Below are 22,189 nucleotides of genomic sequence, written 5' to 3'. Positions count from 1 at the left end.
TTGTTTTGGGAAGATAGAAATTGATACAGAATATATATAATTTTAGTGCTGGGCCAGCAATGCTTCCTCAAGAAGTCATGCAGCAGGCGCAAGAAGAGTTTACTGACTGGCAAAACCATGGCACATCTGTGATGGAGGTAAGCCATCGAGGTAAGCCCTTTATTGAAGTAGCTGAACAAGCTGAGGCTGACCTGCGTGAGCTACTGGGTATTTCGTGCAATTACACAGTGCTGTTTATGCATGGTGGTGGAAGAGGTCAATTTTCTGCTGTGCCTTTGAATATTTCAAAACCTAATGGGCTCAGCGAACATCTCGTCACAGGGCAGTGGTCGGTGTCTGCAGAAGCAGAAGCTCAAAAATATATGAAGACCCATATTGTTGCTACACAGTGCATCATTGATGGCAAGACCACCGTACCAACTCAAAAAGATTGGAAAATTTCTGAAAATGCTGATTACTTTCATTATTGTAGCAATGAAACAGTGGATGGCATCGAAATAGACTGGGTGCCAAAGTCAGAAAGTGGCAACGTACCGATTGTAGCGGATATGTCATCAAATATTCTTTCTAAACCAATAAATATTGATGACTTCGGCATAATATATGCCGGTGCACAGAAAAATATTGGCCCCTCTGGTTTGTCAGTTGTTGTGGTAAGAAATGACTTAATTGGGCTTGCAAGACAAGAAACGCCCTCAATTCTCAATTATGAGCTGCAAGCAAAAAGCGGATCAATGTATAACACGCCGCCAACTTTCTCATGGTATCTGGCGGGGCTTGTTTTTAAATGGCTCAAACAGCAGGGCGGCTTAGCTTCTATTGCCAAAGTTAACCAAGAAAAAAGTGAACTTCTGTACAAACAAATTGATAAGACTGGTTTTTATCAAAATAGTGTTGCCAACGAATATCGTTCAAAAATGAACGTAACTTTTCAGTTAAATAACGACGCACTAAATGCAGAGTTTTTGAAGCAAGCAGAACAGAGTGGATTAGTTGCATTAAAAGGGCATCGCGCTGTAGGTGGAATGCGCGCTAGCATATACAACGCAATGCCGATAGAAGGCGTAAAGGCATTAGTGAGTTTTATGCAAGAATTTGAAAGGAAAAACGGATAAATGGAAAGTGTAACCCTTAGCCCAATTAGCAAGGTGAATGGCGAAGTGAACGTGCCTGGCTCAAAAAGTCTCTCAAACCGAGCGCTGTTATTAGCGGCATTGTCTGAAGGTGTGACAACGTTAACCAATTTGCTAGACAGCGAAGACATTCAGCACATGCTGAATGCCCTTACTAAATTGGGGGTTAATTACACATTAAGTGATAACAAAACTCGCTGTGAACTTGTTGGTATGGGCGGGGCTTTTTCATGCTCTGAAGCCCTTAGCTTGTTTCTGGGTAATGCTGGAACAGCCATGCGCCCCTTGTGTGCGGCTTTGGCATTTTCAGATGTTGATGTTGAGCTTACTGGCGAACCGCGCATGGAAGAACGTCCTATCGGAGATCTCGTAGAGCCACTTTTAGCTGCTGGAGCCGATATCACTTACCTAAAAGCAGAAGGTTTCCCACCATTGAAGATACGTGGGAAAAAGCTAGATGTTGATGGTTTTGAGGTGGACGGTTCAGTATCGAGTCAATTCTTAACTGCTTTGCTCATGGCGGCACCATTGCTCAATCAAAATGTGAGGATTGCCATAAAAGGTGAGCTAGTATCTAAGCCCTACATCGATATTACGCTCAAGACTATGGAAAAATTTGGTGTTGTTGTTGATAACGACAATTACCAATCATTCTCTATTTCTAAAAATGCCAAATACCTTGCGCCAACGTCATTTTTAGTAGAAGGCGACGCCTCATCTGCATCTTACTTTCTAGCAGCGGCTGCGATAAAAGGTGGTACGGTAAAAGTTACTGGCGTGGGCAGGTCATCAATACAAGGCGATGTCGCCTTCGCTGATGTGCTTGAGGCCATGGGTGCGAAGGTTGAGTGGGGAAATGATTACATTGCCGTAACAGGCGCTCCTTTGACAGCGGTTAACATGGATATGAACCATATTCCAGATGCTGCAATGACGATAGCTACCACGGCTCTTTTTGCAGAAGGTACAACAACCATAAGCAATGTTTACAACTGGCGAGTAAAAGAAACTGATCGGTTAAATGCTATGGCAACAGAGCTTCGTAAAGTAGGCGCGGAAGTGGTCGAAGGCCATGATTTTATACAAGTTACGCCAGCAAACTCTCTATTGCATGCCAACATTGATACCTACAATGATCATCGCATGGCGATGTGTTTTTCTCTGCTTGCATTGGGTGATGCAGGGATCACGATAAACGACCCCAAATGCACCGCTAAAACGTTTCCAAATTATTTTGATGTCTTTGAGTCTATTTGTAGTTGATAGCTGGCGTTCACGACATTTGCCATTGCACTGTCTAGTCAGGTGCGTATAATTGCGCCGTTTTTACCTACCGTAGCGGATGGAGTTCCAAATGGAAAAAGTACCAATTATCACTGTTGATGGCCCGAGTGGTGCTGGCAAAGGTACACTCAGCACGCTGCTCGCAGAGCATTTTCAATGGCGCTTTCTCGACAGTGGCGCAATATATAGGGTATTAGCAGTAGCCGTTACCCATCACGCTATCTCTCCCGATGATGAAGACGGAATTCTTCCTTTAGCATCTAGTCTTGATGTCACCTTCGACGCTCACAAAAGTGGTGTAAGGGTCATTCTTGAAGGTGAAGATGTTACTGACGATATTAGGACGGAAGAGGTTGGCGCAATTGCATCACAAGTTGCTGCATTACCTACTGTTCGCGAAGCTCTATTGAGACGCCAAAGAGCATTTTCGGAAATGCCTGGATTAGTTGCAGATGGTCGAGATATGGGAACGGTGGTTTTTCCAAATGCTGATGCAAAGATATTTTTAACTGCCAGCGCAGAAGCACGGGCACAACGTCGCTTCGATCAGTTGAAAGACAAGGGGCACGATGTTATACTTTCGCGCCTTTTATCTGACATCCACGCAAGAGACGAAAGAGATTCGAATAGAGCGGTAGCGCCTTTGGTGGCAGCTAGCGACGCTATGGTACTCGACTCCACCTCCTTGAGCGTTAAGCAAGTGTTTGAAAAGGCAAAGGATTTTATCGAAACCAAATTGTTTGGTGACGATATCTAAGCAGCCGCCAGGACGATGGCTGTATTATTAACAACCCCGTGATCCTATGGATGATATTACGGTTAAAAAAAGACTATCAAATAAAATGACTGAAAATTTTGCAGAGCTTTTTGAAGAAAGCTTACAACAGCTAGAAACACGCCCAGGCGCCATCGTTAAAGGTACAGTAGTATCAATCGACAAAGACATTGTTCTTGTTGACGCCGGCTTGAAATCAGAAAGTGCTATCCCAGTAGACCAATTTAAAGCTGCTGATGGTTCACTAGAAATCGCAGTTGGCGATTCTGTAGATGTAGCACTTGACGCTGTAGAAGATGGTTTCGGTGAAACAATTCTTTCTCGTGAAAAAGCGAAACGCCATGAAGCGTGGGTTGAGCTAGAGAAAGCTTATGAAGAAAAAGAAACTATTAAAGGTGTTATCAACGGTAAGGTTAAAGGTGGATTCACGGTTGAAGTTAATACCGTACGCGCATTCCTACCTGGCTCACTTGTTGATGTTCGTCCTGTTCGTGAAACAGTACACCTTGAAGGTAAAGAATTAGAATTTAAAGTTATTAAGCTTGACGCTAAGCGTAATAACGTTGTTGTCTCTCGTCGTGCAGTTATCGAAGCAGAGAGCAGCGCAGAGCGTGACCAACTTCTTTCTAACTTGGAAGAAGGTGATGAAGTTAAGGGTATCGTTAAGAACCTGACTGATTACGGAGCGTTCGTTGATTTAGGTGGTGTAGATGGTCTATTGCACATCACTGATATGGCTTGGAAGCGTGTTAAGCACCCTAGTGAAATTGTAAACGTTGGCGACGAAATCAACGTCAAAGTGCTTAAGTTTGATAAAGAGAAATCACGTGTATCATTAGGTATGAAGCAAATGGGCAACGATCCATGGCAAGAAATTGCTAACCGTTACCCAGAAGGTGCTAAATTAAGCGGTGCTGTTACTAACCTTACTGATTACGGTTGTTTTGTTGAAATCGAAGATGGCGTAGAAGGTCTTGTTCACGTATCTGAAATGGATTGGACAAACAAAAACATCCACCCATCTAAAGTGGTTAACCTAGGTGATGTTGTTGAAGTAATGGTACTTGAGATTGATGAAGAACGTCGTCGTATTTCATTAGGCCTTAAACAGTGCATCGACAATCCATGGGAAACATTTGCTAAGTCGCACGAAAAAGGCGACAAAGTATCTGGTAAGATCAAGTCTATCACTGACTTCGGTATTTTCATCGGTCTTGACGGTGGCATCGACGGCCTAGTTCACTTGTCTGATATTTCATGGCAGAAGACTGGCGAAGACGCTGTTCGCGATTATAAGAAAGGTGACGAGATTTCTGCAGTTGTTCTTCAAGTTGACCCTGAGCGCGAGCGTATCTCTCTTGGCGTTAAACAAATCGAAGAAGACCCATTCAATAAGTATCTGACAGATAACAAGAAAGGTGCTATTGTTAATGGAACTGTAATCGAGGCCGATGCTAAAGGTGTATCTGTACAGCTTGGTGAAGAAGTTGTTGGTTATATCCGCATAGGCGACCTTGCTCGCGATAGAGTAGAAGACGCGAATGACGTAGTGAAGGTTGGTGAAACAATCGATGCTAAGTTCATGGGCGTTGACCGCAAGAATCGTGTAGTTAACCTTTCTGTTAAAGCAAAAGATCAGGCTGATGAAAAAGAAGCTCTTGATCAAGTTAACAGCCAAGGTGAAGATGCTGGCTTCGCAAATGCGATGGCTGAAGCATTTAAAGCTGCTAAAGGCGAGTAATGCAATTCGGAGCGGCAGTCACTGCCGCTCCATCTTCTTCTCGGTTACTGTACATCATTTCTTTTTGAGGAGATTAGTGTGACCAAATCAGAACTTATTGAACGTTTAGGCGAACAAGCTCAACACCTTCAAGGTAAAGAGTTAGAGTTAGCAATCAAAGAATTATTAGAGCAAATGGCTCAAACCCTTCAACGCGGTGACCGTATTGAGATCAGAGGTTTCGGCAGTTTCTCACTTCATTATCGTGCTCCTCGCACAGGTCGTAACCCAAAAACTGGTGAAACTGTTGAGCTAGCCGGCAAACACGTACCTCATTTTAAAGCTGGTAAAGAACTTCGCGACAGAGTGAATCTCTAAGAAGCGGCATTTATACAATAAGGTCTGTTAATGAAAGGGATAATCATTTTTGTTGTCATCATATTGCTGTTCTTAACAGCCCTTGTGATTGGGTCGCAAAATAGCCAAGTCATTTCTGTCAATTATTTGCTTGCACAGGCTGATATGAGGCTATCAACTTTTATGGTAATCACCATTGGTTTAGGTTTTGTTATTGGTTTTTTAGTTATGCTAATGCGTTTTTTGACTTTGAAAATGCAACTAAAGCTCTTGCAGCGGCGCCTCAAAAAATTGTCTAAAGAAAGTAACTAATGTTAGAACTACTTTTTCTTATGTTACCCGTTGGCGTTGCTTATGGCTGGGTAATGGGTCGAAACAGTCTTCGTAAAGCACAGCGCAAACAGTCGTCAATACTTTCCAAACATTATTATCGTGGGCTAAACTTTTTGCTTTCGGATGAACCCGATAAAGCCGTCGATACATTGATGAAAATGATCAGCGTAAACAATGACACTGTTGAAACACATATTGCAATGGGTAACTTTTTTCGGCACAGAGGTGAGCTAGACCGAGCGATACGTGTTCACCAAAATCTCATATCTAGGGACGAAATAAGTAGCCGCCAAGAGTCCTTAGCCTTAGTTGAATTGGGTACGGATTATCTACTTGCAGGTTTTTTAGAACGAGCCGAGGGTGTATTTCTTCAACTTCTCGAACAAACTCAACATTTCGATTTGGCCCAACAAAAACTTTTTAATATTTATCAAATTACTAAAGAGTGGAATAAAGCCATCGATCTAGCCAGTGCTAGTATTCAGATAACACCTAATGATAAGCATTTATATGTGTTGCTGTCTCATTTTTACTGTGAACAAGCAAAGCAATTACTGGAAGACGGTAACAGCGACGAAGCACTTACCTTGCTAAAAAAAGCTATTATGGTTGATGGTAGTCAAGTCAGAGCATGGCTTGATTTAGGGCGAATTGCTCTGCAGAATGATAATTATAAAGAAGCATTCAATTATTTATCTGAAGTACCGAAGCGAGACCTAGATTGGTTAAGTGAAGCGATTCCCTTGTTAGAGGCTTGGGCGGCAAAAACTGACGGTTGGGATGAGTTAGAAAAACTTATCGAGCCATATTGGCAGAAGTGTGCGTCTTCCTATATTGCCAAAGTAAATATTATGGCGAAAAAAGGGCAGTCAGAAGAGGCCATTGATACGTTAGTTAGTCAATTACAAAAGCATCCTACAATGCGTGGCTTTAAATCATTATTAAAGCTCTATAAAGCCGATTTTAGCGATAACGATAAAGCCCAAGAAAGTCTTGGCCACTTAGATACTCTGCTTGATAAACAAATCGGGCAAAGGCCCAAGTATCGCTGCCACAGCTGTGGTTTTTCGGGGCGTCAATTACATTGGTTATGCCCTTCATGTAAGTCATGGTCAAGCATTAAACCAATAAAAGGCTTAGACGGAGAGTAAAGCCCAATGCAAATAAAAGATCCTAAGGTTATTATTGCTTTAGACTACGATAATTTAGAAAGCGCAAATCAATTTGTTCATCAACTCAACCCCAAGCATTGCCGCCTAAAGGTGGGAAAGGAGATGTTCACGCTATTTGGGCCTGATTGGGTCAGAGAGCTGGTGAGCGCCGGTTTTGATGTGTTTTTAGATCTTAAGTTTCATGACATTCCAAATACCGTTGCTAAAGCCTGCAAGGCAGCCGCGTCATTGGGCGTCTGGATGGTGAACGTACACGCAAGCGGCGGTGAAAAAATGATGACTGCAGCGCGTAATGCTATCGATCAAGTAGAGGGTAGAAAACCACTTCTCACCGCAGTAACAGTGCTCACCAGCATGGATCAGGTGCAATTTGACGATATTATAGATGGGATTACTATCGAATCTCAGGTGAAAAAACTGGCGCTTTTGGCGAATAAATGCAAACTGGATGGTGTGGTATGCTCAGCCCAGGAGGCCGCATTATTGAGAAGCGTGGTTGATGCGAGTTTTTCCTTAGTTACTCCTGGCATACGTCCGGCAGGCAGTTCTGCTGGCGATCAAAAGCGGGTTGCGACACCTATCAGTGCGTTGGATTCGGGTGTATCTTACTTAGTGATAGGGCGTCCGATCACTGAGGCTAACAACCCAGTAAAGGCTTTAAACGACATAAATCAGAGTATCAAAGAGTACCTGTTGTAAAAAGCCCAGGAAGTGAAAAGGCCAGGAAAGAAAAAGCCGCTGCAGCACTTGCAACGGCTTGGGTCATTTATTCAACTACTTACTATTAAAACGCTAGTGCATCAAGCGCATCTTTATATTGCAGATTCAAACTATCACCTAATGCATCCACAACAGCTTTGTATGTAACAAAACCCTTATGAACATTCAGGCCTTTCAATAAGTGAGCATCATCAAGCATAGCTTGTTTTGGTCCCTTATTGGCGATCGCTAGACCAAAAGGAAGTGTTGCGTTATTTAATGCCATTGTTGATGTTCTGGCAACTCCGCCGGGCATATTGGCTACGCAATAATGCACAACGTCATCGACAATATAAACTGGCTCTTGATGCGTTGTAGCTTTTGATGTTTCGAAACACCCACCTTGGTCGATTGCGACATCAACTAATACTGATCCAGGCTTCATATTTTTGATGTGCTCTCTAGTAAGCAGTTTAGGTGCTGCTGCGCCGGGAACCAGCACAGCGCCAACCACAAGGTCTGCACGAGACGAATAGTAATCAATAGCATCGGCAGTTGAAAAGACTGTATGAAGTCGGCCGTTGAACATGTCATCCAATTCGCGAAGACGATTTAGACTTCGGTCTAAAATAGTAACGTCTGCACCTAAGCCCATTGCCATTTTGGCAGCATTGAGTCCAACAACACCGCCGCCGATGATGAGTACTTTCCCTGGTGCAACACCGGGTACGCCACCTAATAGAGTTCCGCTACCACCGTGCGCTTTTTCTAAGTAATGAGCACCAGCTTGAATAGACATACGCCCTGCTACTTCGCTCATCGGAGCAAGCAGTGGAAGCGCCCCTCGGTTGTCGGTGACAGTTTCATAAGCGATGCAAGTGGCTTTTGATTCTACTAAAAGCTGGGTTTGCACAGGGTCGGGAGCAAGATGCAAGTATGTATAGAGTGTTTGACCCTCGCGAAGCATTTTACATTCGTTTGGTTGAGGCTCTTTTACTTTGATTATCATGTCTGCTCTTTCAAAGATCTCTTCGGCTGACTCAATGATATGTGCACCCGCTGCCTGGTACAGCTCATCAGTAAAGCCAATTGAAGCACCAGCATGCATTTGCACGATGACATCATGGCCATTGTTGATAAATTCTTGCACGGCCGCAGGTGTTAAACCTACTCGATATTCGTGGTTTTTTATTTCTTTTGGAACACCTACAATCATTTTTTTACCTTAGTATAATTATTAGGCGAATAGTGTACTTCAAAATTTATGAATTAAAATATTGAATATATAGAAATAATGATATTATATTTTGAAAAATTACTATTAAAAAGAATATTATGCTAGTAAAAACACCAAAACACATAGATCGCATTGATAGGAAAATACTTACCGAATTGCAGTCTGATGGCAAACTATCCAACGTTGAGTTAGCGAAACGGGTGGGCCTGAGCGCTAGTCCTTGTCTTGAGAGGGTAAAAAGGCTAGAGCAGCAAGGGTATATTACTGGCTATACCGCATTGGTTGATCCTAATAAACTAGGTGCAGCTATGCTTGTTTTCGTTGAAATAACCTTGTCCAAAACTTCCGTAGATATTTTTGCCGATTTCTCTTCAGCGGTTCAAAGCCTTGAAGACATTCAAGAGTGTCATCTTGTTTCTGGCAATTTTGATTTTTTAATAAAAGCGAGAGTTGCTGACATGTCTAGTTATCGTAAACTTCTTGGTGATACGCTACTGCGGTTGCCTGGTGTAAGTGAATCGCGAACTTATGTAGTAATGGAAGAAGTCAAACACGTAAACAAAATAAAAATTAACGATAAATAGCATTCATTGTGTATTCAGTCATTTGGATTATGATATTCTTATCGCTCTTAATTTTCTTTTGTCATTGTCTTATTCATAATGCAAAGCTGTGTTAATCCGAAAAGCAAGCTCGATAAATTAGTACATAAATAGAATTTCGAATACCTATAAAATAAATAACAATAAGTTGGGATATGGCGCGTTTAACTGGTTTACAAAGGTTGATGGAAGTAGGGATGATGTTGTCTTGTGCGACGGCCTTTTTCCTACTGATAGCTCTGGCATCTTTCCATCCGAGTGATCCTGGTTGGTCACAAGCTGGCTTACACAATGAAATTCAAAATTTAATGGGCTCTATTGGCGCGTGGTCTGCCGATATATTGCTTTTCACCTTTGGCATAACAGCCTATGCCTTGCCTTTTGCTCTTGCCTTCTGTGGTTGGTTCATCTTTTTACACATCAAAAGCGTTGCGAAACTTGATTATCTTACAATCAGTTTACGGCTTATTGGCGCCATTTTTATCGTATTCGGCTTTACAGGTATAGCCAGTATCAATTTTGATGACTTCTATAGTGTGTCGGCAGGCGGAGCGATGGGGGATATCATCAGTACTGCACTCATTCCACACTTTAGTTTTGTAGGAACAGTATTGTTACTTATTAGTTTCTTTGCTACCGGCTTCACTCTCGCAACCGGTATTTCTTGGCTCTCAATTATAGATTTTATGGGAGCTTTCACAATTAATCGTGCCAAAGAAATTTATGCGCTGCCGTCAAAGATCAATCATTCGCGTTTAGCTCTGTTTGCGAGTTCTTCAAAGGCCATCGAAGATAAATCAAATGACAAACTCAAAAGTACAGGTGTCAATAACGCATTAGACATCACAACACTTCGACCTGAGCCTCAAGGTGGCTCTGAAGTTGATGACAGTAAAAAGCCTAGCAGCCATAGCGATGATTTATCAAGTCAAGAAGAGACAAACGCTGTTGAGGACACATTCGAGGAAAAAATTGAGCCTAGTTTCCATATTCCAGATGCGGTATTTATGGACGAAGACGAAGACCTCGAGCATGAGTTTACCCCTCCCTTTGATGTTGAGCCGAAAGATGAGGAGCCTGCTATAGTGCCGGTTTCACGTCAGCGCATGAAAGTTGTGAGAGCGTCAAAAAGTGCAGGGCAGGGCGCTTCTTATAGTGAAGAAAAACCATCACTTGTTATGCCTTCATTTGATTTACTCGAAAGAGCGGATAAACACGAAAACCCAATTACCCAAGAGGAACTGGACCAAGTTTCTCGATTGTTAGAAGAAAAGCTTGCTGATTTTAATATTATTGCGAGCGTTGTTGATGTGTTACCTGGGCCAGTAATTACTCGCTTTGAATTAGACCTAGCTCCTGGTGTAAAAGTAAGCAAAATTACAACCTTATCGAAGGACCTAGCAAGGGCAATGTCGGCTATCTCAGTTCGCGTTGTTGAAGTGATCCCAGGTAAATCGGTCATTGGTTTAGAACTTCCCAACAAACATAGAGAAATGGTGCGCTTGAGTGAAGTGATTGAAACGAAGGCTTTTCAAGCCAGTGACTCGCCCTTAACGATGGTGTTGGGCGCTGACATTTCAGGCAAGCCCGTTGTTGTAGACCTCGGTAAAATGCCTCATTTATTGGTCGCAGGTACTACTGGCTCAGGTAAGTCAGTGGGTGTAAATGTGATGATTTTGAGTCTGTTGTACAAATCGACGCCTGAAGATGTGCGCTTGATAATGATTGATCCTAAAATGCTGGAACTCTCAGTTTACGAGGGTATACCTCATCTATTGGCCGAAGTTGTTACTGACATGAAAGAAGCATCCAACGCGCTTCGCTGGTGCGTGGGTGAGATGGAGCGTCGCTATCGCCTAATGTCGGCATTAGGGGTAAGAAACCTTAAAGGCTACAATAAAAAAATACGTGATGCCAAAGCTGCAGGTGAACCCATACTTGATCCCTTATGGAAATCTGAAGAGAGCATGGATGAAAGCGCTCCTGAACTCGATAAACTGCCAAGTATCGTAGTCATAGTTGATGAGTTTGCCGACATGATGATGATAGTTGGCAAAAAAGTTGAAGAGCTTATTGCGCGTATCGCTCAGAAAGCAAGGGCGGCTGGTATTCACTTAATATTGGCAACCCAACGGCCCTCAGTCGATGTTATCACTGGTTTAATTAAAGCTAATATTCCAACCAGGATAGCTTTTCAAGTGTCGAGTAAAATCGATTCGAGAACGATTCTTGACCAACAGGGCGCAGAAACATTGCTTGGGGCTGGTGACATGCTATATAACCCGCCGGGTACGAGTATTACAACGCGTGTTCACGGTGCATTCGTGGATGACCACGAGGTGCATGCTGTTGTAGCAGATTGGAAAGCCCGCGGTGAGCCTCAGTATATTGACGAAATACTCAATGGTGAAAGCACTGCCGAAGTTTTGTTACCCGGAGAACAGGCGGAGGGTGACGACCAAGAAATGGACGCGTTTTACGACGAGGCTGTCGCTTTTATTACGCAAACAAGAAGGGCATCGGTTTCTTCAGTTCAACGTAAATTCAGAATCGGTTATAACCGTGCCGCGCGTCTGGTTGAACAAATGGAGCAGAGCGGTGTCGTAAGTGCACCTGGCCATAACGGTAATCGTGAAGTACTTGCCCCTCCGCCGCCAAAGGAATGATGATATGAATAAACATGACCAAACAAGCCCCTCAGCAGTATTACGAGCGATGATTTCAACTTGTTTACTCACGGCTATGCTATATCAAGCGGGTACTTTTGCAGCGCAGTCGCCCGATAACTTGGGTCCGAATAGCAACAAAGTCAGCGCTGTAAATAACGTTGATACAAAACTAATATCTTCACCAGATAAGGAAGAATTACGCCAGGTACTGTCGCAGTTAACGTCATTTGAGGCAGTCTTTTCTCAAAGCATAAGTGATGAAAGCGGTGAAGAGTTGCAAAGCAGTTCTGGTCGGTTGCTCCTGTTAGCGCCTAATAAGTTGCGCTGGGAGACTAGCTACCCTGATGAAACTGTATTAATCGCTGACGGCGAAGCCATTTGGAATATCGACCCATTCGTCGAACAGGTAACTGTCATTTCACAAAGCTCGATGACGGCAAACAACCCCTTGATGCTTCTGATTAACGATACTGATGAACAGTGGAATGCAATTACGGTAAACAAGCGCAAGGGTAGCTACGAATTATTTACTTCAGACGAAACAGCAAGTATTAGGCAACTGAACATCAAGTTTGAAAACGGCTTACTCACAGAGCTTACTTCTATTGATAATCAACAACAAAAAAGTTTACTCGTGTTTAGCGATATAAAACAAAACACAGATGTGCAGAAGAGTAGTTTTGAATTCAGCGTTCCGCCGACTTTTATTGTTGACGACCAGCGTCCTCAAAACTAACCATAACTAATGAGTACAAATTCCTACGAACCCCTCGCCAGTATTCTGAGACCTGACACCCTCGATGACTATGTAGGTCAGCAGCACTTGGTAGGTCAGGGTGGGACGATCCAAAAAATGCTTGAGCAACAAGCCTGTTACTCAATGATTTTTTGGGGGCCGCCTGGGACCGGTAAAACCTCATTGGTTCAGGTTATCGCGAAGCAATTAGACGCCGATGTTATTGAATTATCGGCAATCAGCGCCGGTGTGAAAGATATCAGAAATGCGATTGGAAATCCCGATGATAAATCGCTTTTTGACAGGCAAAAAGTAGTCTTCGTAGATGAGATCCATCGCTTTAATAAAAGCCAGCAAGACGCCTTTCTTCCTTTTGTTGAGAGCGGTCACATTATTCTTATTGGTGCTACCACTGAAAATCCCTCATTTTCAGTAAATAGAGCACTTTTATCGCGAATGCGTGTGTTTATTTTAGAGAAATTAACACAACAAGAGTTACAAGTGTTGCTTAACAAAGCACTTAAGCATACTGAAAAGACAAACAAGCAAGGCTACACATTTGATGCAAAAGCGGAACAGGCTTTACTATTTCATTCAAATGGTGATGCACGAACATTATTGATGTCTGCTGAAATTTGTTTCGACATGGCAGAGCCGGGAAAGAAGATTGATATCGATATAGTACAAAAAGCCACGGGGTCGAAGACACTTGCATTTGATAAAGATGGCGACCATTACTACGACCTTTTATCTGCCTTTCACAAATCTATACGGGGTTCGTCTGTGGAGGGTGGAATGTATTGGTTTGCACGTCTGTTGAAAAGTGGCGGCGACCCTCTCGTAATAGCTAGACGTTTGCTTGCTATTGCTTCCGAAGATATTGGAAATGCCGATCCAAGGGCGTTACAAATATGCCTCAATAGCTGGGACCTATATCATCGTGTTGGGCCATCTGAGGGAGAAAGAGCCTTAGCTCAAGCAGTTATTTATTGCGCATTAGCGCCCAAAAGTAATGCTGTTTATAAGGCCTTTAAAGCGGCTTCAGCCTTGGCTAGTGAAACTGGCCATCTCGAAGTACCTAGTCATTTACGCAATGCTCCAAGCGCTTTAGCAAAAGAAATGGGACACGGCGCTAATTACCGCTATGCTCATAATGAAGCACATGCTTATGCGGCTGGTGAAAGTTATTTGCCCAGTGAAATCAGTGATGTGACATTTTATGAACCGAGCGAAAGAGGCTTAGAAAAACAACTTAAAGCAAAATTGGCTTTCTTAAAGAGCTTAGATGACAATGCGAACTGAGAACAGTTGATATTTTATTTACATACGAAGGAAAATGTATGCAAACACTAAGTCTTTACCTATGCGTAGCACTAGGCGGCGCTCTGGGAGCAAGTTTTCGTTATTTTATTGTGCAAATTACAGCAAACCTATTGGGAAAGGGCTTTCCATTTGGTACCCTTGCGGTAAATGTAGTGGGGTCATTCTGTTTAGGTGCTTTTTACGCTTATGTTGAGCCAAGCAGCAATGAGTCTAATAACCTGAGAGCCTTTATTGCAATCGGCTTATTAGGCGCGTTTACCACATTCTCGACTTTTTCATTCGACACCATTTTGTTAATTCAACAAGGCGAGATACTAAAGGCCGCCTTAAATATTCTGTTCAATGTCGTCATATGTCTTTTGGCAGTTTGGTCGGCTTTACTACTTTTCAAAGGATAAAAATAAATGTTAGACCCTAAATTACTCAGAAATAATGTAGAAGAATTGGCTGCCAAATTGGCACAAAGGGGTTACACATTAGATGTATCAGCAATCGCTGAACTGGAAGAAAAAAGGAAGTCCTTACAAATTGCGACGCAAGAACTCCAAAATGAGCGAACCATACGTTCTAAAGCCATAGGTAAAGCCAAAGCCTCTGGCGAAGACATTGCTCCTTTACTTGCTGAAGTCAGCGGCTTAGGTGAAAAATTGGAAGAAGCAAAAGCCGGCCTTGAGCAGGTGATGAACGCTTTGAATATTATTTACCAAGAGACACCAAATGTCCTCGCTGATGAGGTGCCGGTTGGTAAAGACGAAACTGAAAATGTTGAGATACTAAGATGGGGACAAATACCCACTTTCGATTTTGAGGTTAAAGATCACGTCGACCTCGCTTCAGGCTTGGCCAATGGCTTAGATTTTGAAACAGCAGCGAAGTTATCTGGTTCACGTTTTGTCGTAATGAACGGTGCCGTTGCCAAATTGCACCGAGCGCTTGCTCAACTGATGCTTGATACTCATACCGAAGAGCATGGCTATCAGGAAACATATGTACCGTATCTGGTTAATTCAGATAGCCTTTACGGCACTGGTCAGTTACCAAAATTCGGTGAAGATCTATTTCATACTAAGCCTGCAACCGAAGAGGGGCAGGGAATGTCACTCATCCCTACTGCCGAGGTGCCACTAACAAATATTGCCCGTGATGAGATTTTTCCACTTCAATCTTTACCGATCAAAATGACAGCGCATACACCTTGTTTTAGAAGTGAGGCCGGCTCTTACGGCAGAGATACTCGCGGGCTAATAAGGCAACATCAGTTTGATAAAGTTGAAATGGTACAACTTGTTCACCCTGATAGCTCTATGGATGCCCTTGAGGAACTGACTAATCACGCTGAAAACATATTAAAAAAGTTAGACTTACCTTACCGAAAAGTATTGTTGTGCAGCGGTGATACAGGCTTTAGCGCTTGTAAGACCTATGATTTAGAAGTGTGGTTACCTGCGCAAAATACCTATAGAGAAATATCTTCATGTTCTAACATGGGCGATTTCCAAGCTAGAAGAATGCAGGCACGTTATAAGTCAAATGAGATGAAAAAGCCTGAGTTACTTCATAGTCTAAATGGTTCTGGTCTAGCTGTGGGTAGAACTTTAGTCGCAGTGTTAGAAAACAATCAGCAAGCAGATGGCAGTATAAGAATCCCAACAGCCTTACAGTCTTACATGGGTGGTATGACGGTGATTAAAGCGACACAGTAGGGTACTACAAACATTTAGCCGGTTTTGGCAAGCCGGCTAATTTACTCGCTTGTTTGGCAGGTCCTTTGGGGAATAATCGTTGCAAATAACGACTGTTTCCTTTCTCTGGCCCAAAAGCAAGTGCTAGTTGCTTAACTAACACTCTAATAGCTGGGCTAGTTTCATATTCCATATAAAATTGCCTAACAAAGTTGATCACTTCCCAGTGTTGCGCGCTCAACGCTACACCTTCCTCATCAGCAAGTAGGAGGGCAAGCTCTTTACTCCATGCTTCATGATGAACGAGATAGCCGTTGGCATCTACTTCGATGTCAGTTCCGTTAAAATTAATATATTTAGCCATTTACTCGATACTTTTATGTCTTTTAGGCGCTTATCACTTCGACTATTACTGAAGGGTGATACATGGAGACTTCGTAGCCACTAACTCCACCAATTTAGCATAGTTAATTAGCTCTATCCCACATTGTAGGTTGCTAGCTGTGCCAGTATTTTCATCCGGGGATAACGCACCGGTTCCGTCTCCACCAACAAGTAAATAGAAGCTAAAATACGGATAAGCTTCGACTAAGTCTTTGGTGTTGAAACACGCTTCTTGTGCTAGCACGACACTACAATCACTAAGGTTTTTATAATAATCGAGGTCTTCAACGTTAGCACTTAATTTAATAATCAGCATAAAATCAAAACCTTAAAATATGTCGATGTTGATTTACGAGCTCTGCAAAGCTCTTTTCGTTAATGTATTTGAATAGGTCTAGAGATCCTGTCGCCGACTCTGATAAAAACGACTCGCGACAAAAATAAAATAGTTTATCAATATCGTATAGCGGTAGCACCTTAAGTTGTTTAGGGATTGACTTGCGCTCAATAAAGTTCGATGAGCCCATACTATCGTTAACTGTCAGCTGATTGCAGCCTAAACCAGTTAACACAAAGCTAACTTCTACCCCCACATTACTAGCTGCTAAGGCTGCTTCGAGTGCATCTTGTGCATGACTACTCACGTAGGGTGCATGCGTGGAGATAATGAGTAAAGAATCATTCATGATTTGTCGCAACCTTAATATTCTTTAAGCTAAAGCCTTTTACTATTGTTTCAGTCACTGTAGTCAGAGTTGCAAACTTATCAGTTTGCCCTTAGAGGCGGATATTTCAGAAAAATAGTCGGCCATGCCGCAAAGTTCGAAAGAGGAATGCATTAATTCCATTTCAGCGTTTTCATTTACTAATCCACGCCTTTCTGCAGCGCTAACGCATAATTTGAGAGGTGTCTTTGTTTGTTCTGAAAATGCTTCCCATTCGTTTATCAAGGAAAGCTCTCCAGGAACAGGCTTAAGCCAAGTTGAAGAATGAAAAACGCCTTCTTGGTAAAAGAATACTTGGTTAATGCGATGACCAGCTTCTATTGCAGCTCTGCAAAATGCCAGTGCCATTTTGCCATTTTCTGACTGAAAAGGCGCTTTTGTTACCATGAGTATAAAATGCTTCATTACAAACAAAAACACCCCTTAACGGGGTGTTTTCCTTGATCTTGACTACTTAGTCATCACCGGCGTTTAACAGCGCAAGCAACGATGTGAATAAGTTATATATGTTTAGATACAACGAAACTGTTGCCATAATGTAATTAGTTTCGCCACCTTTAACAATACGACTGGTATCGTAAAGGATGAAGCCCGACATAATAAACACAATCACAGCATGAATGGCTAAGTACAGTGCTGGAATCTGGAAGAAGAGATTCGCTACCATCGCAATGATCGCAAATACCAAACCAATCACCAAAAAGCCGCCCATGAAGCTAAAGTCTTTTTTGCTTACAATGGTATAAGCAGACAACGAAACGAAAATAATCGCCGTAGCGCCTAGTGCTTCCATTACAATTGATGGATTAACCGCAACATAGTACTCTAACAACGGGCCTAAGCTAGCGCCCATTAAACCTGTAAATAAAAACACAAGAGGAAGGCCTGCAGCAGAATTTGCAAACTTTGATACTGCAAACATCGATGCAATAGCAGCGACAAAAAGTCCTATCCTTGCCATACCACCTAGACCCATGCCCATTGTGATACCAGCACAGACAGCGCTGAACACTAAGGTCATAGACAATAATAAGTAGGTATTTTTCAATACCTTGTTAATTTCGATAGTTGAGCGAGTTTCGCCTACCGAATGTACTGAACGTTGTTCCATTGTTTACGTCTCCACAATATTAAAAGAAATGAAATAGCTCTATTGAAGTAATAATATTATTTATAATGACAAAGCGCTATAAATTTCAACATTACCTGAGTAACTTTACTTAGATACTTTGTATGGTGTTTGGTTCCAAATTTCAAGTATTATAATGATATACACTTTCTAAAGAACGTAAATGTTTGAAAATTGTTCAAACAAATAAAAAAAATCACTTTTTTACATGTAAACACTTTACAACAGTCTCAATCATCCTTAATATGCGCGTCTCTTACGGAGAGTTGGCAGAGTCCGGCTGAATGCACCTGACTTGAAATCAGACGAAGGGTCAAACCTTCCGGGGGTTCGAATCCCTCACTCTCCGCCACATTCAAAACCTCGACCATTGGTCGGGGTTTTTTTATACCAAAATTCCCCAAAAGCATTCCATTGTCGCGTGATTTGTAAGATACTCTGCGCGATATAAAAAATTATTAATAATAAAAAGAATTAGAGGCTCCTACGTGATCAAGATTTTATTGGTTGATGACCATGAACTCGTCAGGACAGGGATAAGTCGAATACTCAACGATATTGAAGACTTTGATATCGTTGCCGCTGTGGGCAGCGGGGAAGAAGCAGTAGAGCATTGTCGTAAAAATGCCCCAGATATTATTATGATGGATGTGAGCATGCCAGGGATTGGAGGCTTAGAGGCTACTCGCAAGATACTGCGTTTTAGCCCTGATACTCGCGTTATTTGCCTCTCGATGCATAAAGAAAACCCAATTCCTACAAAGATTATGCAAGCTGGTGCGCACGGTTTTCTTACAAAAGATGCAGACCCAAGTGAGATGGTCAATGCCATATATAAAGTACGTTCGGGTCAGCGCTATATTTCGGCAGAAGTCGCGCAGGAGTTGGCCATAGGTATTACCAATCCGAACAATGACAATCCTTTTGCAAACCTATCAGACCGAGAATTAGAAATTACGATGATGCTTACTCGTGGCACTCGTGTACCTGAAATTGCTGCAAATTTGAATATTAGTGCAAAAACCGTCAATACCTATCGGTATCGGATGTTTGAAAAACTCAATGTTAACTCTGATGTTGAACTAACGCATTTGGCTCTCCGGCATAAGCTAATACAAACAGAGGTTTAGGCTCTGTGAATGATGAGATTCGCTTTGACTCCGACGAGTTCTTAAAAAACCTCAGTGCAAAGCCTGGCGTTTATCGGATGTACAATGCACGTAATGAAGTTATTTATGTAGGTAAGGCCAAAAACCTTAAGAAGCGTGTCTCTAGCTATTTCCGCAAAACCGTCGACAGCGTCAAGACACAATCTTTGGTATCACAGATTGCGTCGATGGACGTAACAGTTGTATCCAGTGAAACAGAAGCATTTTTACTAGAAAATAATTTTATAAAAAAATACCGCCCGCGATACAATGTAGTGTTGCGCGACGATAAATCTTATCCTTTCATATTCTTGTCCGAACATGAGCACCCTCGTCTAAGTTTTCACCGTGGTACGAAAAAACGCAAAGGCACTTATTTTGGACCTTACCCAAGCGCTTGGGCTGTTCGTGAGAGCTTGCGTTCAATGCAGCGAATTTTTCCTATACGACAATGCGAAGATAGTTATTACCGAGCACGAAGTAGGCCTTGTTTACAATATCAAATGAAGCGTTGCTCTGCGCCTTGCGTAAAGGGCTATGTGAGTGATGAAGAATATTCTGACCAAGTGAAATTAGCTACCTTGTTTTTGCGGGGTAAAAATACTGAGGTAATATCGTCACTCGTATCTAAAATGGAAGGAGCAAGTGAAGCACTTAATTTTGAGGCTGCTGCAAGGTATCGCGATCAAATTAGTGCCCTCAAGAGAATACAAGAACAACAGTTTGTGACTGGTGAGCAAGATGAAATGGATGTGTTTGGCTTTGCCTTTCGTAATGGCATTGCGTCGGTGCAAGGGCTCTTTATACGCGAAGGACAACTGTTAGGTAGCAAGTCATTTTTTCCAAAAGTGCCAAAAGATATAGACGCCGAAACAACTTTTCAGTCTTTTATTCTTCAATTCTATTTAGCAGGCAATAAGACAATCCCCAAGCAAATTGTTCTGCCGATTAAGTTTCCTGAGTACAGTGAAATTGAGCAACTTCTTAGCAGTGAAGCTGGATATAAAGTGCGCTTTTATGAGGGGGTGAGAGATGAAAAAAGACAATATCTTCAGTTAGCGAATAAAAACGCAGACAATGCTCTGGAAACACAGCAAAATCAACAGAAGTCCATGTTTGCTCGCTTTGTCGACTTAGAAAAAATAATCGAAAGAGATACACCAATACAAAGAATGGAGTGTTTTGATATCAGCCATACTTCAGGACAACAAACTGTTGCTTCCTGTGTGGTATTCAACCGCGAGGGACCACATAAAGCGGATTATCGCAGCTTCAACATTGAAGGCATAACCCCTGGAGATGACTATGCAGCAATGGCTCAGGCCTTGTCTAGGCGCTATAAAAAGCCTTCCAGTGACGCTAAAATTCCAGATATTTTGTTTATTGATGGTGGTAAGGGGCAATTAGCTCAGGCGGAAGAACACTTTAAAAATTGGCCAAGTGAATTTGTTCCCACGCTCATAGGAGTGGCGAAAGGTACATCCCGCAAGCCAGGATTGGAAACCCTTATACGGGCTGGGTCGTATGAGAATATTCCTATTCAAAGTGATTCACCTGGTTTGCATTTAATTCAGCATATAAGAGACGAATCTCATCGTTTCGCTATTTCAGGGCACAGAAATAGAAGGCAGAAGGTGAAGAAAACATCCACCCTCGAGGGTATACCTGGGGTAGGACCTAAGAAACGCCAAGCTCTGTTAAAATATTCAGGTGGTTTGCAAGGCCTTAAAAAAGCGAGTAAGCAGGAGATAGCTAAAGTACCAGGAATAAGCGACGATTTAGCCGATATCATTTATGATTACTTGCATTCCTAATGTGTTTGTCTGATATCATCAACCTAAACAAGCAGTAGTAAAGTAGAGTTTATAGCAATTATGTGGACAATTCCCAATATCATCACCATTTTCAGAGTGTTACTGATCCCTGTTTTCGTAGTGGTTTATTTTTTAGACTGGCGATGGGCGCACGAAGCGGGCGCTTTTATATTCTGGCTTGCGGCAATTACTGACTGGTTTGACGGTTATCTTGCGAGAAAGCTAAAACAATCGAGCGCCTTTGGTGCCTTTTTAGACCCCGTTGCTGATAAACTTATTGTCGCTGCAGCCTTACTCATGGTTACCCACACCTATGCCGATGTGTGGATAACAATTCCGGCTATTGCTCTGCTCATGCGAGAAATATACGTATCAGCACTGAGAGAATGGATGGGGCAACAGGGGAGCTCGGCAACGGTCAAAGTCTCCTTTATCGGCAAGTCTAAAACAACCGCACAGATGCTTGCATTGATAGGATTGCTATCTGGTTTAGAGTACTTCATGGGATTTCCAATTTACTGGGTCACCCTCGGTAAGATACTGCTGTATTTTTCTGCCGTGCTTTCGGTCTGGTCAATGATTATTTACACAAAGGCTGCATGGGCAGACCTATCCAAATCCTAAAAACGCACCTGCAAACGCAGATTGAAATAGTTAAAAGTGATAGTAATAGGTGTTTTTGAGCCTTTCAGTCCAAAATACCAACGAAATGGTTAATTTTTAATAAAACAGCATATTTCTTTCATATTTTGTGTTGACAGCTTTTGTTTTGAGGGTAGAATGCATCGCACATTTCAGAGCGGGAATAGCTCAGCTGGTAGAGCACGACCTTGCCAAGGTCGGGGTCGCGAGTTCGAATCTCGTTTCCCGCTCCAATTTATTGAAATGAAATGTGTAGGTCAGTTGCGGCGGAATGGCAGAATGGCTATGCAGCGGATTGCAAATCCGTGGATCTCGGTTCGACTCCGGGTTCCGCCTCCACATATGTCATGTATGAACGCAACATCAGTGCCCGGGTGGTGAAATTGGTAGACACAAGGGATTTAAAATCCCTCGTCGGTAACGACGTGCCGGTTCAAGTCCGGCCCCGGGCACCATTTCTTGAATTCAGTGTATACTCATCAGACTCTCTTAGCTTATAATAATGCGTGCATTGCGTGCACTTTTGTAATACGAGATTGAGACCTCGATAGTTTGTACTTCCCATATTTTTTAATTTATTCTTCTATAAGAAGTAACACGACTAGCTGGTGATGATATTCTTTAT

Annotated in this window: 23 protein-coding genes and 4 tRNA genes; 21 read left to right on the top strand and 6 right to left on the bottom strand. The window is 42.4% G+C overall.

Features of this window, described 5'->3' with window-relative positions; all coding sequences use genetic code 11:
* The first annotated feature begins 23 nt into the window (after positions 1 to 23).
* From serC to pyrF, 8 genes are all read left to right on the top strand, one after another.
* Positions 24 to 1,115 (top strand): 3-phosphoserine/phosphohydroxythreonine transaminase, encoded by a 1,092-nt coding sequence (gene serC / locus ISG33_RS05550; protein ID WP_195733046.1) that lies wholly within the window; start codon positions 24 to 26, stop codon positions 1,113 to 1,115.
* Positions 1,116 to 2,396, top strand: a complete 1,281-nt coding sequence (gene aroA / locus ISG33_RS05545; RefSeq protein ID WP_195732516.1) for a 3-phosphoshikimate 1-carboxyvinyltransferase — start codon at positions 1,116 to 1,118, stop codon at positions 2,394 to 2,396. It begins immediately after the preceding gene.
* 91 nt (positions 2,397 to 2,487) lie between these two features.
* Positions 2,488 to 3,174 (top strand): (d)CMP kinase, encoded by a 687-nt coding sequence (cmk, locus tag ISG33_RS05540; RefSeq protein ID WP_195732515.1) that lies wholly within the window; start codon positions 2,488 to 2,490, stop codon positions 3,172 to 3,174.
* A gap of 85 nt (positions 3,175 to 3,259) precedes the next feature.
* Positions 3,260 to 4,933: a 30S ribosomal protein S1 gene (rpsA, locus tag ISG33_RS05535; protein WP_195732514.1), complete on the top strand. Its 1,674-nt coding sequence runs from the start codon at positions 3,260 to 3,262 to the stop codon at positions 4,931 to 4,933.
* Between the two features lie 78 nt (positions 4,934 to 5,011).
* Complete coding sequence (ihfB, locus tag ISG33_RS05530; protein ID WP_195732513.1) at positions 5,012 to 5,290, top strand: integration host factor subunit beta; 279 nt, start codon at positions 5,012 to 5,014, stop codon at positions 5,288 to 5,290.
* 30 nt (positions 5,291 to 5,320) lie between these two features.
* Positions 5,321 to 5,581 (top strand): LapA family protein, encoded by a 261-nt coding sequence (locus tag ISG33_RS05525; protein WP_195732512.1) that lies wholly within the window; start codon positions 5,321 to 5,323, stop codon positions 5,579 to 5,581.
* A complete protein-coding gene (gene lapB, locus ISG33_RS05520; RefSeq protein ID WP_195732511.1) occupies positions 5,581 to 6,753 on the top strand; it encodes a lipopolysaccharide assembly protein LapB in 1,173 nt (390 codons plus the stop codon). The genes ISG33_RS05525 and lapB overlap by 1 nt, the downstream gene beginning before the upstream one ends.
* A gap of 6 nt (positions 6,754 to 6,759) precedes the next feature.
* Positions 6,760 to 7,473 carry an orotidine-5'-phosphate decarboxylase gene (pyrF, locus tag ISG33_RS05515; RefSeq protein ID WP_195732510.1) on the top strand — a complete coding sequence of 238 codons (714 nt, stop codon included), beginning with the start codon at positions 6,760 to 6,762 and terminating at the stop codon, positions 7,471 to 7,473.
* A gap of 85 nt (positions 7,474 to 7,558) precedes the next feature.
* Here the strand turns inward: pyrF and ald are convergent, their stop codons facing one another.
* Positions 7,559 to 8,689 (bottom strand): alanine dehydrogenase, encoded by a 1,131-nt coding sequence (gene ald / locus ISG33_RS05510; RefSeq protein ID WP_195732509.1) that lies wholly within the window; start codon positions 8,687 to 8,689, stop codon positions 7,559 to 7,561.
* Positions 8,690 to 8,808: 119 nt separating this feature from the next.
* Between ald and lrp the strand changes: the two genes are divergently transcribed.
* The 6 genes from lrp (at position 8,809) to serS (ending at position 15,743) form a co-directional block, all read left to right on the top strand.
* On the top strand, positions 8,809 to 9,294 hold the full coding sequence (gene lrp, locus ISG33_RS05505; protein WP_195732508.1) for a leucine-responsive transcriptional regulator Lrp: 486 nt from the start codon (positions 8,809 to 8,811) through the stop codon (positions 9,292 to 9,294).
* 173 nt (positions 9,295 to 9,467) lie between these two features.
* Entirely contained in the window at positions 9,468 to 11,978 is a 2,511-nt protein-coding gene (locus tag ISG33_RS17345) for a DNA translocase FtsK (RefSeq protein WP_195732507.1), read from the top strand.
* Between the two features lie 4 nt (positions 11,979 to 11,982).
* Positions 11,983 to 12,717, top strand: coding sequence for an outer membrane lipoprotein periplasmic chaperone LolA (gene lolA, locus ISG33_RS05495; protein ID WP_195732506.1), 735 nt, complete (start codon positions 11,983 to 11,985; stop codon positions 12,715 to 12,717).
* A 9-nt stretch (positions 12,718 to 12,726) separates the two neighbouring features.
* Positions 12,727 to 14,019, top strand: coding sequence for a replication-associated recombination protein A (locus tag ISG33_RS05490; RefSeq protein WP_195732505.1), 1,293 nt, complete (start codon positions 12,727 to 12,729; stop codon positions 14,017 to 14,019).
* 38 nt (positions 14,020 to 14,057) lie between these two features.
* A complete protein-coding gene (gene crcB / locus ISG33_RS05485) occupies positions 14,058 to 14,438 on the top strand; it encodes a fluoride efflux transporter CrcB (RefSeq protein ID WP_195732504.1) in 381 nt (126 codons plus the stop codon).
* Between the two features lie 6 nt (positions 14,439 to 14,444).
* Entirely contained in the window at positions 14,445 to 15,743 is a 1,299-nt protein-coding gene (serS, locus tag ISG33_RS05480) for a serine--tRNA ligase (RefSeq protein ID WP_195732503.1), read from the top strand.
* A 4-nt stretch (positions 15,744 to 15,747) separates the two neighbouring features.
* Here the strand turns inward: serS and ISG33_RS05475 are convergent, their stop codons facing one another.
* The 5 genes from ISG33_RS05475 to ISG33_RS05455 all read right to left on the bottom strand — a co-directional run bounded on the left by ISG33_RS05475 (position 15,748) and on the right by ISG33_RS05455 (position 17,942).
* The gene (locus tag ISG33_RS05475; RefSeq protein WP_195732502.1) at positions 15,748 to 16,086 is read right to left on the bottom strand and encodes a TusE/DsrC/DsvC family sulfur relay protein; all 339 of its coding nucleotides are present in this window, start codon (positions 16,084 to 16,086) and stop codon (positions 15,748 to 15,750) included.
* A gap of 45 nt (positions 16,087 to 16,131) precedes the next feature.
* A complete protein-coding gene (locus ISG33_RS05470; RefSeq protein ID WP_195732501.1) occupies positions 16,132 to 16,422 on the bottom strand; it encodes a hypothetical protein in 291 nt (96 codons plus the stop codon).
* Positions 16,423 to 16,426: 4 nt separating this feature from the next.
* Entirely contained in the window at positions 16,427 to 16,792 is a 366-nt protein-coding gene (locus ISG33_RS05465; protein WP_195732500.1) for a DsrE family protein, read from the bottom strand.
* Between the two features lie 63 nt (positions 16,793 to 16,855).
* The gene (gene tusD / locus ISG33_RS05460) at positions 16,856 to 17,236 is read right to left on the bottom strand and encodes a sulfurtransferase complex subunit TusD (protein WP_195732499.1); all 381 of its coding nucleotides are present in this window, start codon (positions 17,234 to 17,236) and stop codon (positions 16,856 to 16,858) included.
* Between the two features lie 49 nt (positions 17,237 to 17,285).
* The gene (locus ISG33_RS05455; protein ID WP_195732498.1) at positions 17,286 to 17,942 is read right to left on the bottom strand and encodes a Bax inhibitor-1/YccA family protein; all 657 of its coding nucleotides are present in this window, start codon (positions 17,940 to 17,942) and stop codon (positions 17,286 to 17,288) included.
* Positions 17,943 to 18,220: 278 nt separating this feature from the next.
* Between ISG33_RS05455 and ISG33_RS05450 the strand changes: the two genes are divergently transcribed.
* From ISG33_RS05450 to ISG33_RS05420, 7 genes are all read left to right on the top strand, one after another.
* Positions 18,221 to 18,312: transfer RNA gene (locus ISG33_RS05450), tRNA-Ser, on the top strand.
* 136 nt (positions 18,313 to 18,448) lie between these two features.
* Entirely contained in the window at positions 18,449 to 19,090 is a 642-nt protein-coding gene (gene uvrY, locus ISG33_RS05445; protein WP_195732497.1) for a UvrY/SirA/GacA family response regulator transcription factor, read from the top strand.
* Positions 19,091 to 19,095: 5 nt separating this feature from the next.
* Positions 19,096 to 20,922 carry an excinuclease ABC subunit UvrC gene (gene uvrC, locus ISG33_RS05440; protein ID WP_195732496.1) on the top strand — a complete coding sequence of 609 codons (1,827 nt, stop codon included), beginning with the start codon at positions 19,096 to 19,098 and terminating at the stop codon, positions 20,920 to 20,922.
* A 60-nt stretch (positions 20,923 to 20,982) separates the two neighbouring features.
* Positions 20,983 to 21,546, top strand: coding sequence for a CDP-diacylglycerol--glycerol-3-phosphate 3-phosphatidyltransferase (pgsA, locus tag ISG33_RS05435; protein WP_195732495.1), 564 nt, complete (start codon positions 20,983 to 20,985; stop codon positions 21,544 to 21,546).
* A 175-nt stretch (positions 21,547 to 21,721) separates the two neighbouring features.
* Positions 21,722 to 21,797 (top strand) — tRNA-Gly (locus ISG33_RS05430).
* A 32-nt stretch (positions 21,798 to 21,829) separates the two neighbouring features.
* Positions 21,830 to 21,903 (top strand) — tRNA-Cys (locus ISG33_RS05425).
* A 29-nt stretch (positions 21,904 to 21,932) separates the two neighbouring features.
* Positions 21,933 to 22,019: transfer RNA gene (locus ISG33_RS05420), tRNA-Leu, on the top strand.
* Positions 22,020 to 22,189: the final 170 nt, after the last annotated feature.

Origin of the sequence: Marinibium conchae (assembly GCF_015595035.1) — a bacterium.
In the GTDB taxonomy this organism is placed as follows: Bacteria; Pseudomonadota; Gammaproteobacteria; order Enterobacterales; family Alteromonadaceae; genus Glaciecola.
Note: the sequence above shows the minus strand (reverse complement) of the source record. Positions and strands in the feature narration are given on the sequence as shown.

Bases quoted from the DNA above. Each gene is read 5' to 3' on its own strand.
- aroA (WP_195732516.1), top strand. From the start codon at position 1,116: ATGGAAAGTGTAACCCTTAGCCCAATTAGCAAGGTGAATGGCGAAGTG.
- cmk (WP_195732515.1), top strand. From the start codon at position 2,488: ATGGAAAAAGTACCAATTATCACTGTTGATGGCCCGAGTGGTGCTGGC.
- rpsA (WP_195732514.1), top strand. From the start codon at position 3,260: ATGACTGAAAATTTTGCAGAGCTTTTTGAAGAAAGCTTACAACAGCTA.
- ISG33_RS05525 (WP_195732512.1), top strand. From the start codon at position 5,321: ATGAAAGGGATAATCATTTTTGTTGTCATCATATTGCTGTTCTTAACA.
- lapB (WP_195732511.1), top strand. From the start codon at position 5,581: ATGTTAGAACTACTTTTTCTTATGTTACCCGTTGGCGTTGCTTATGGC.
- pyrF (WP_195732510.1), top strand. From the start codon at position 6,760: ATGCAAATAAAAGATCCTAAGGTTATTATTGCTTTAGACTACGATAAT.
- ald (WP_195732509.1), bottom strand. From the start codon at position 8,689: ATGATTGTAGGTGTTCCAAAAGAAATAAAAAACCACGAATATCGAGTA.
- lrp (WP_195732508.1), top strand. From the start codon at position 8,809: ATGCTAGTAAAAACACCAAAACACATAGATCGCATTGATAGGAAAATA.
- ISG33_RS17345 (WP_195732507.1), top strand. From the start codon at position 9,468: ATGGCGCGTTTAACTGGTTTACAAAGGTTGATGGAAGTAGGGATGATG.
- lolA (WP_195732506.1), top strand. From the start codon at position 11,983: ATGAATAAACATGACCAAACAAGCCCCTCAGCAGTATTACGAGCGATG.
- ISG33_RS05490 (WP_195732505.1), top strand. From the start codon at position 12,727: ATGAGTACAAATTCCTACGAACCCCTCGCCAGTATTCTGAGACCTGAC.
- crcB (WP_195732504.1), top strand. From the start codon at position 14,058: ATGCAAACACTAAGTCTTTACCTATGCGTAGCACTAGGCGGCGCTCTG.
- serS (WP_195732503.1), top strand. From the start codon at position 14,445: ATGTTAGACCCTAAATTACTCAGAAATAATGTAGAAGAATTGGCTGCC.
- ISG33_RS05475 (WP_195732502.1), bottom strand. From the start codon at position 16,086: ATGGCTAAATATATTAATTTTAACGGAACTGACATCGAAGTAGATGCC.
- ISG33_RS05470 (WP_195732501.1), bottom strand. From the start codon at position 16,422: ATGCTGATTATTAAATTAAGTGCTAACGTTGAAGACCTCGATTATTAT.
- ISG33_RS05465 (WP_195732500.1), bottom strand. From the start codon at position 16,792: ATGAATGATTCTTTACTCATTATCTCCACGCATGCACCCTACGTGAGT.
- tusD (WP_195732499.1), bottom strand. From the start codon at position 17,236: ATGAAGCATTTTATACTCATGGTAACAAAAGCGCCTTTTCAGTCAGAA.
- ISG33_RS05455 (WP_195732498.1), bottom strand. From the start codon at position 17,942: ATGGAACAACGTTCAGTACATTCGGTAGGCGAAACTCGCTCAACTATC.
- pgsA (WP_195732495.1), top strand. From the start codon at position 20,983: ATGTGGACAATTCCCAATATCATCACCATTTTCAGAGTGTTACTGATC.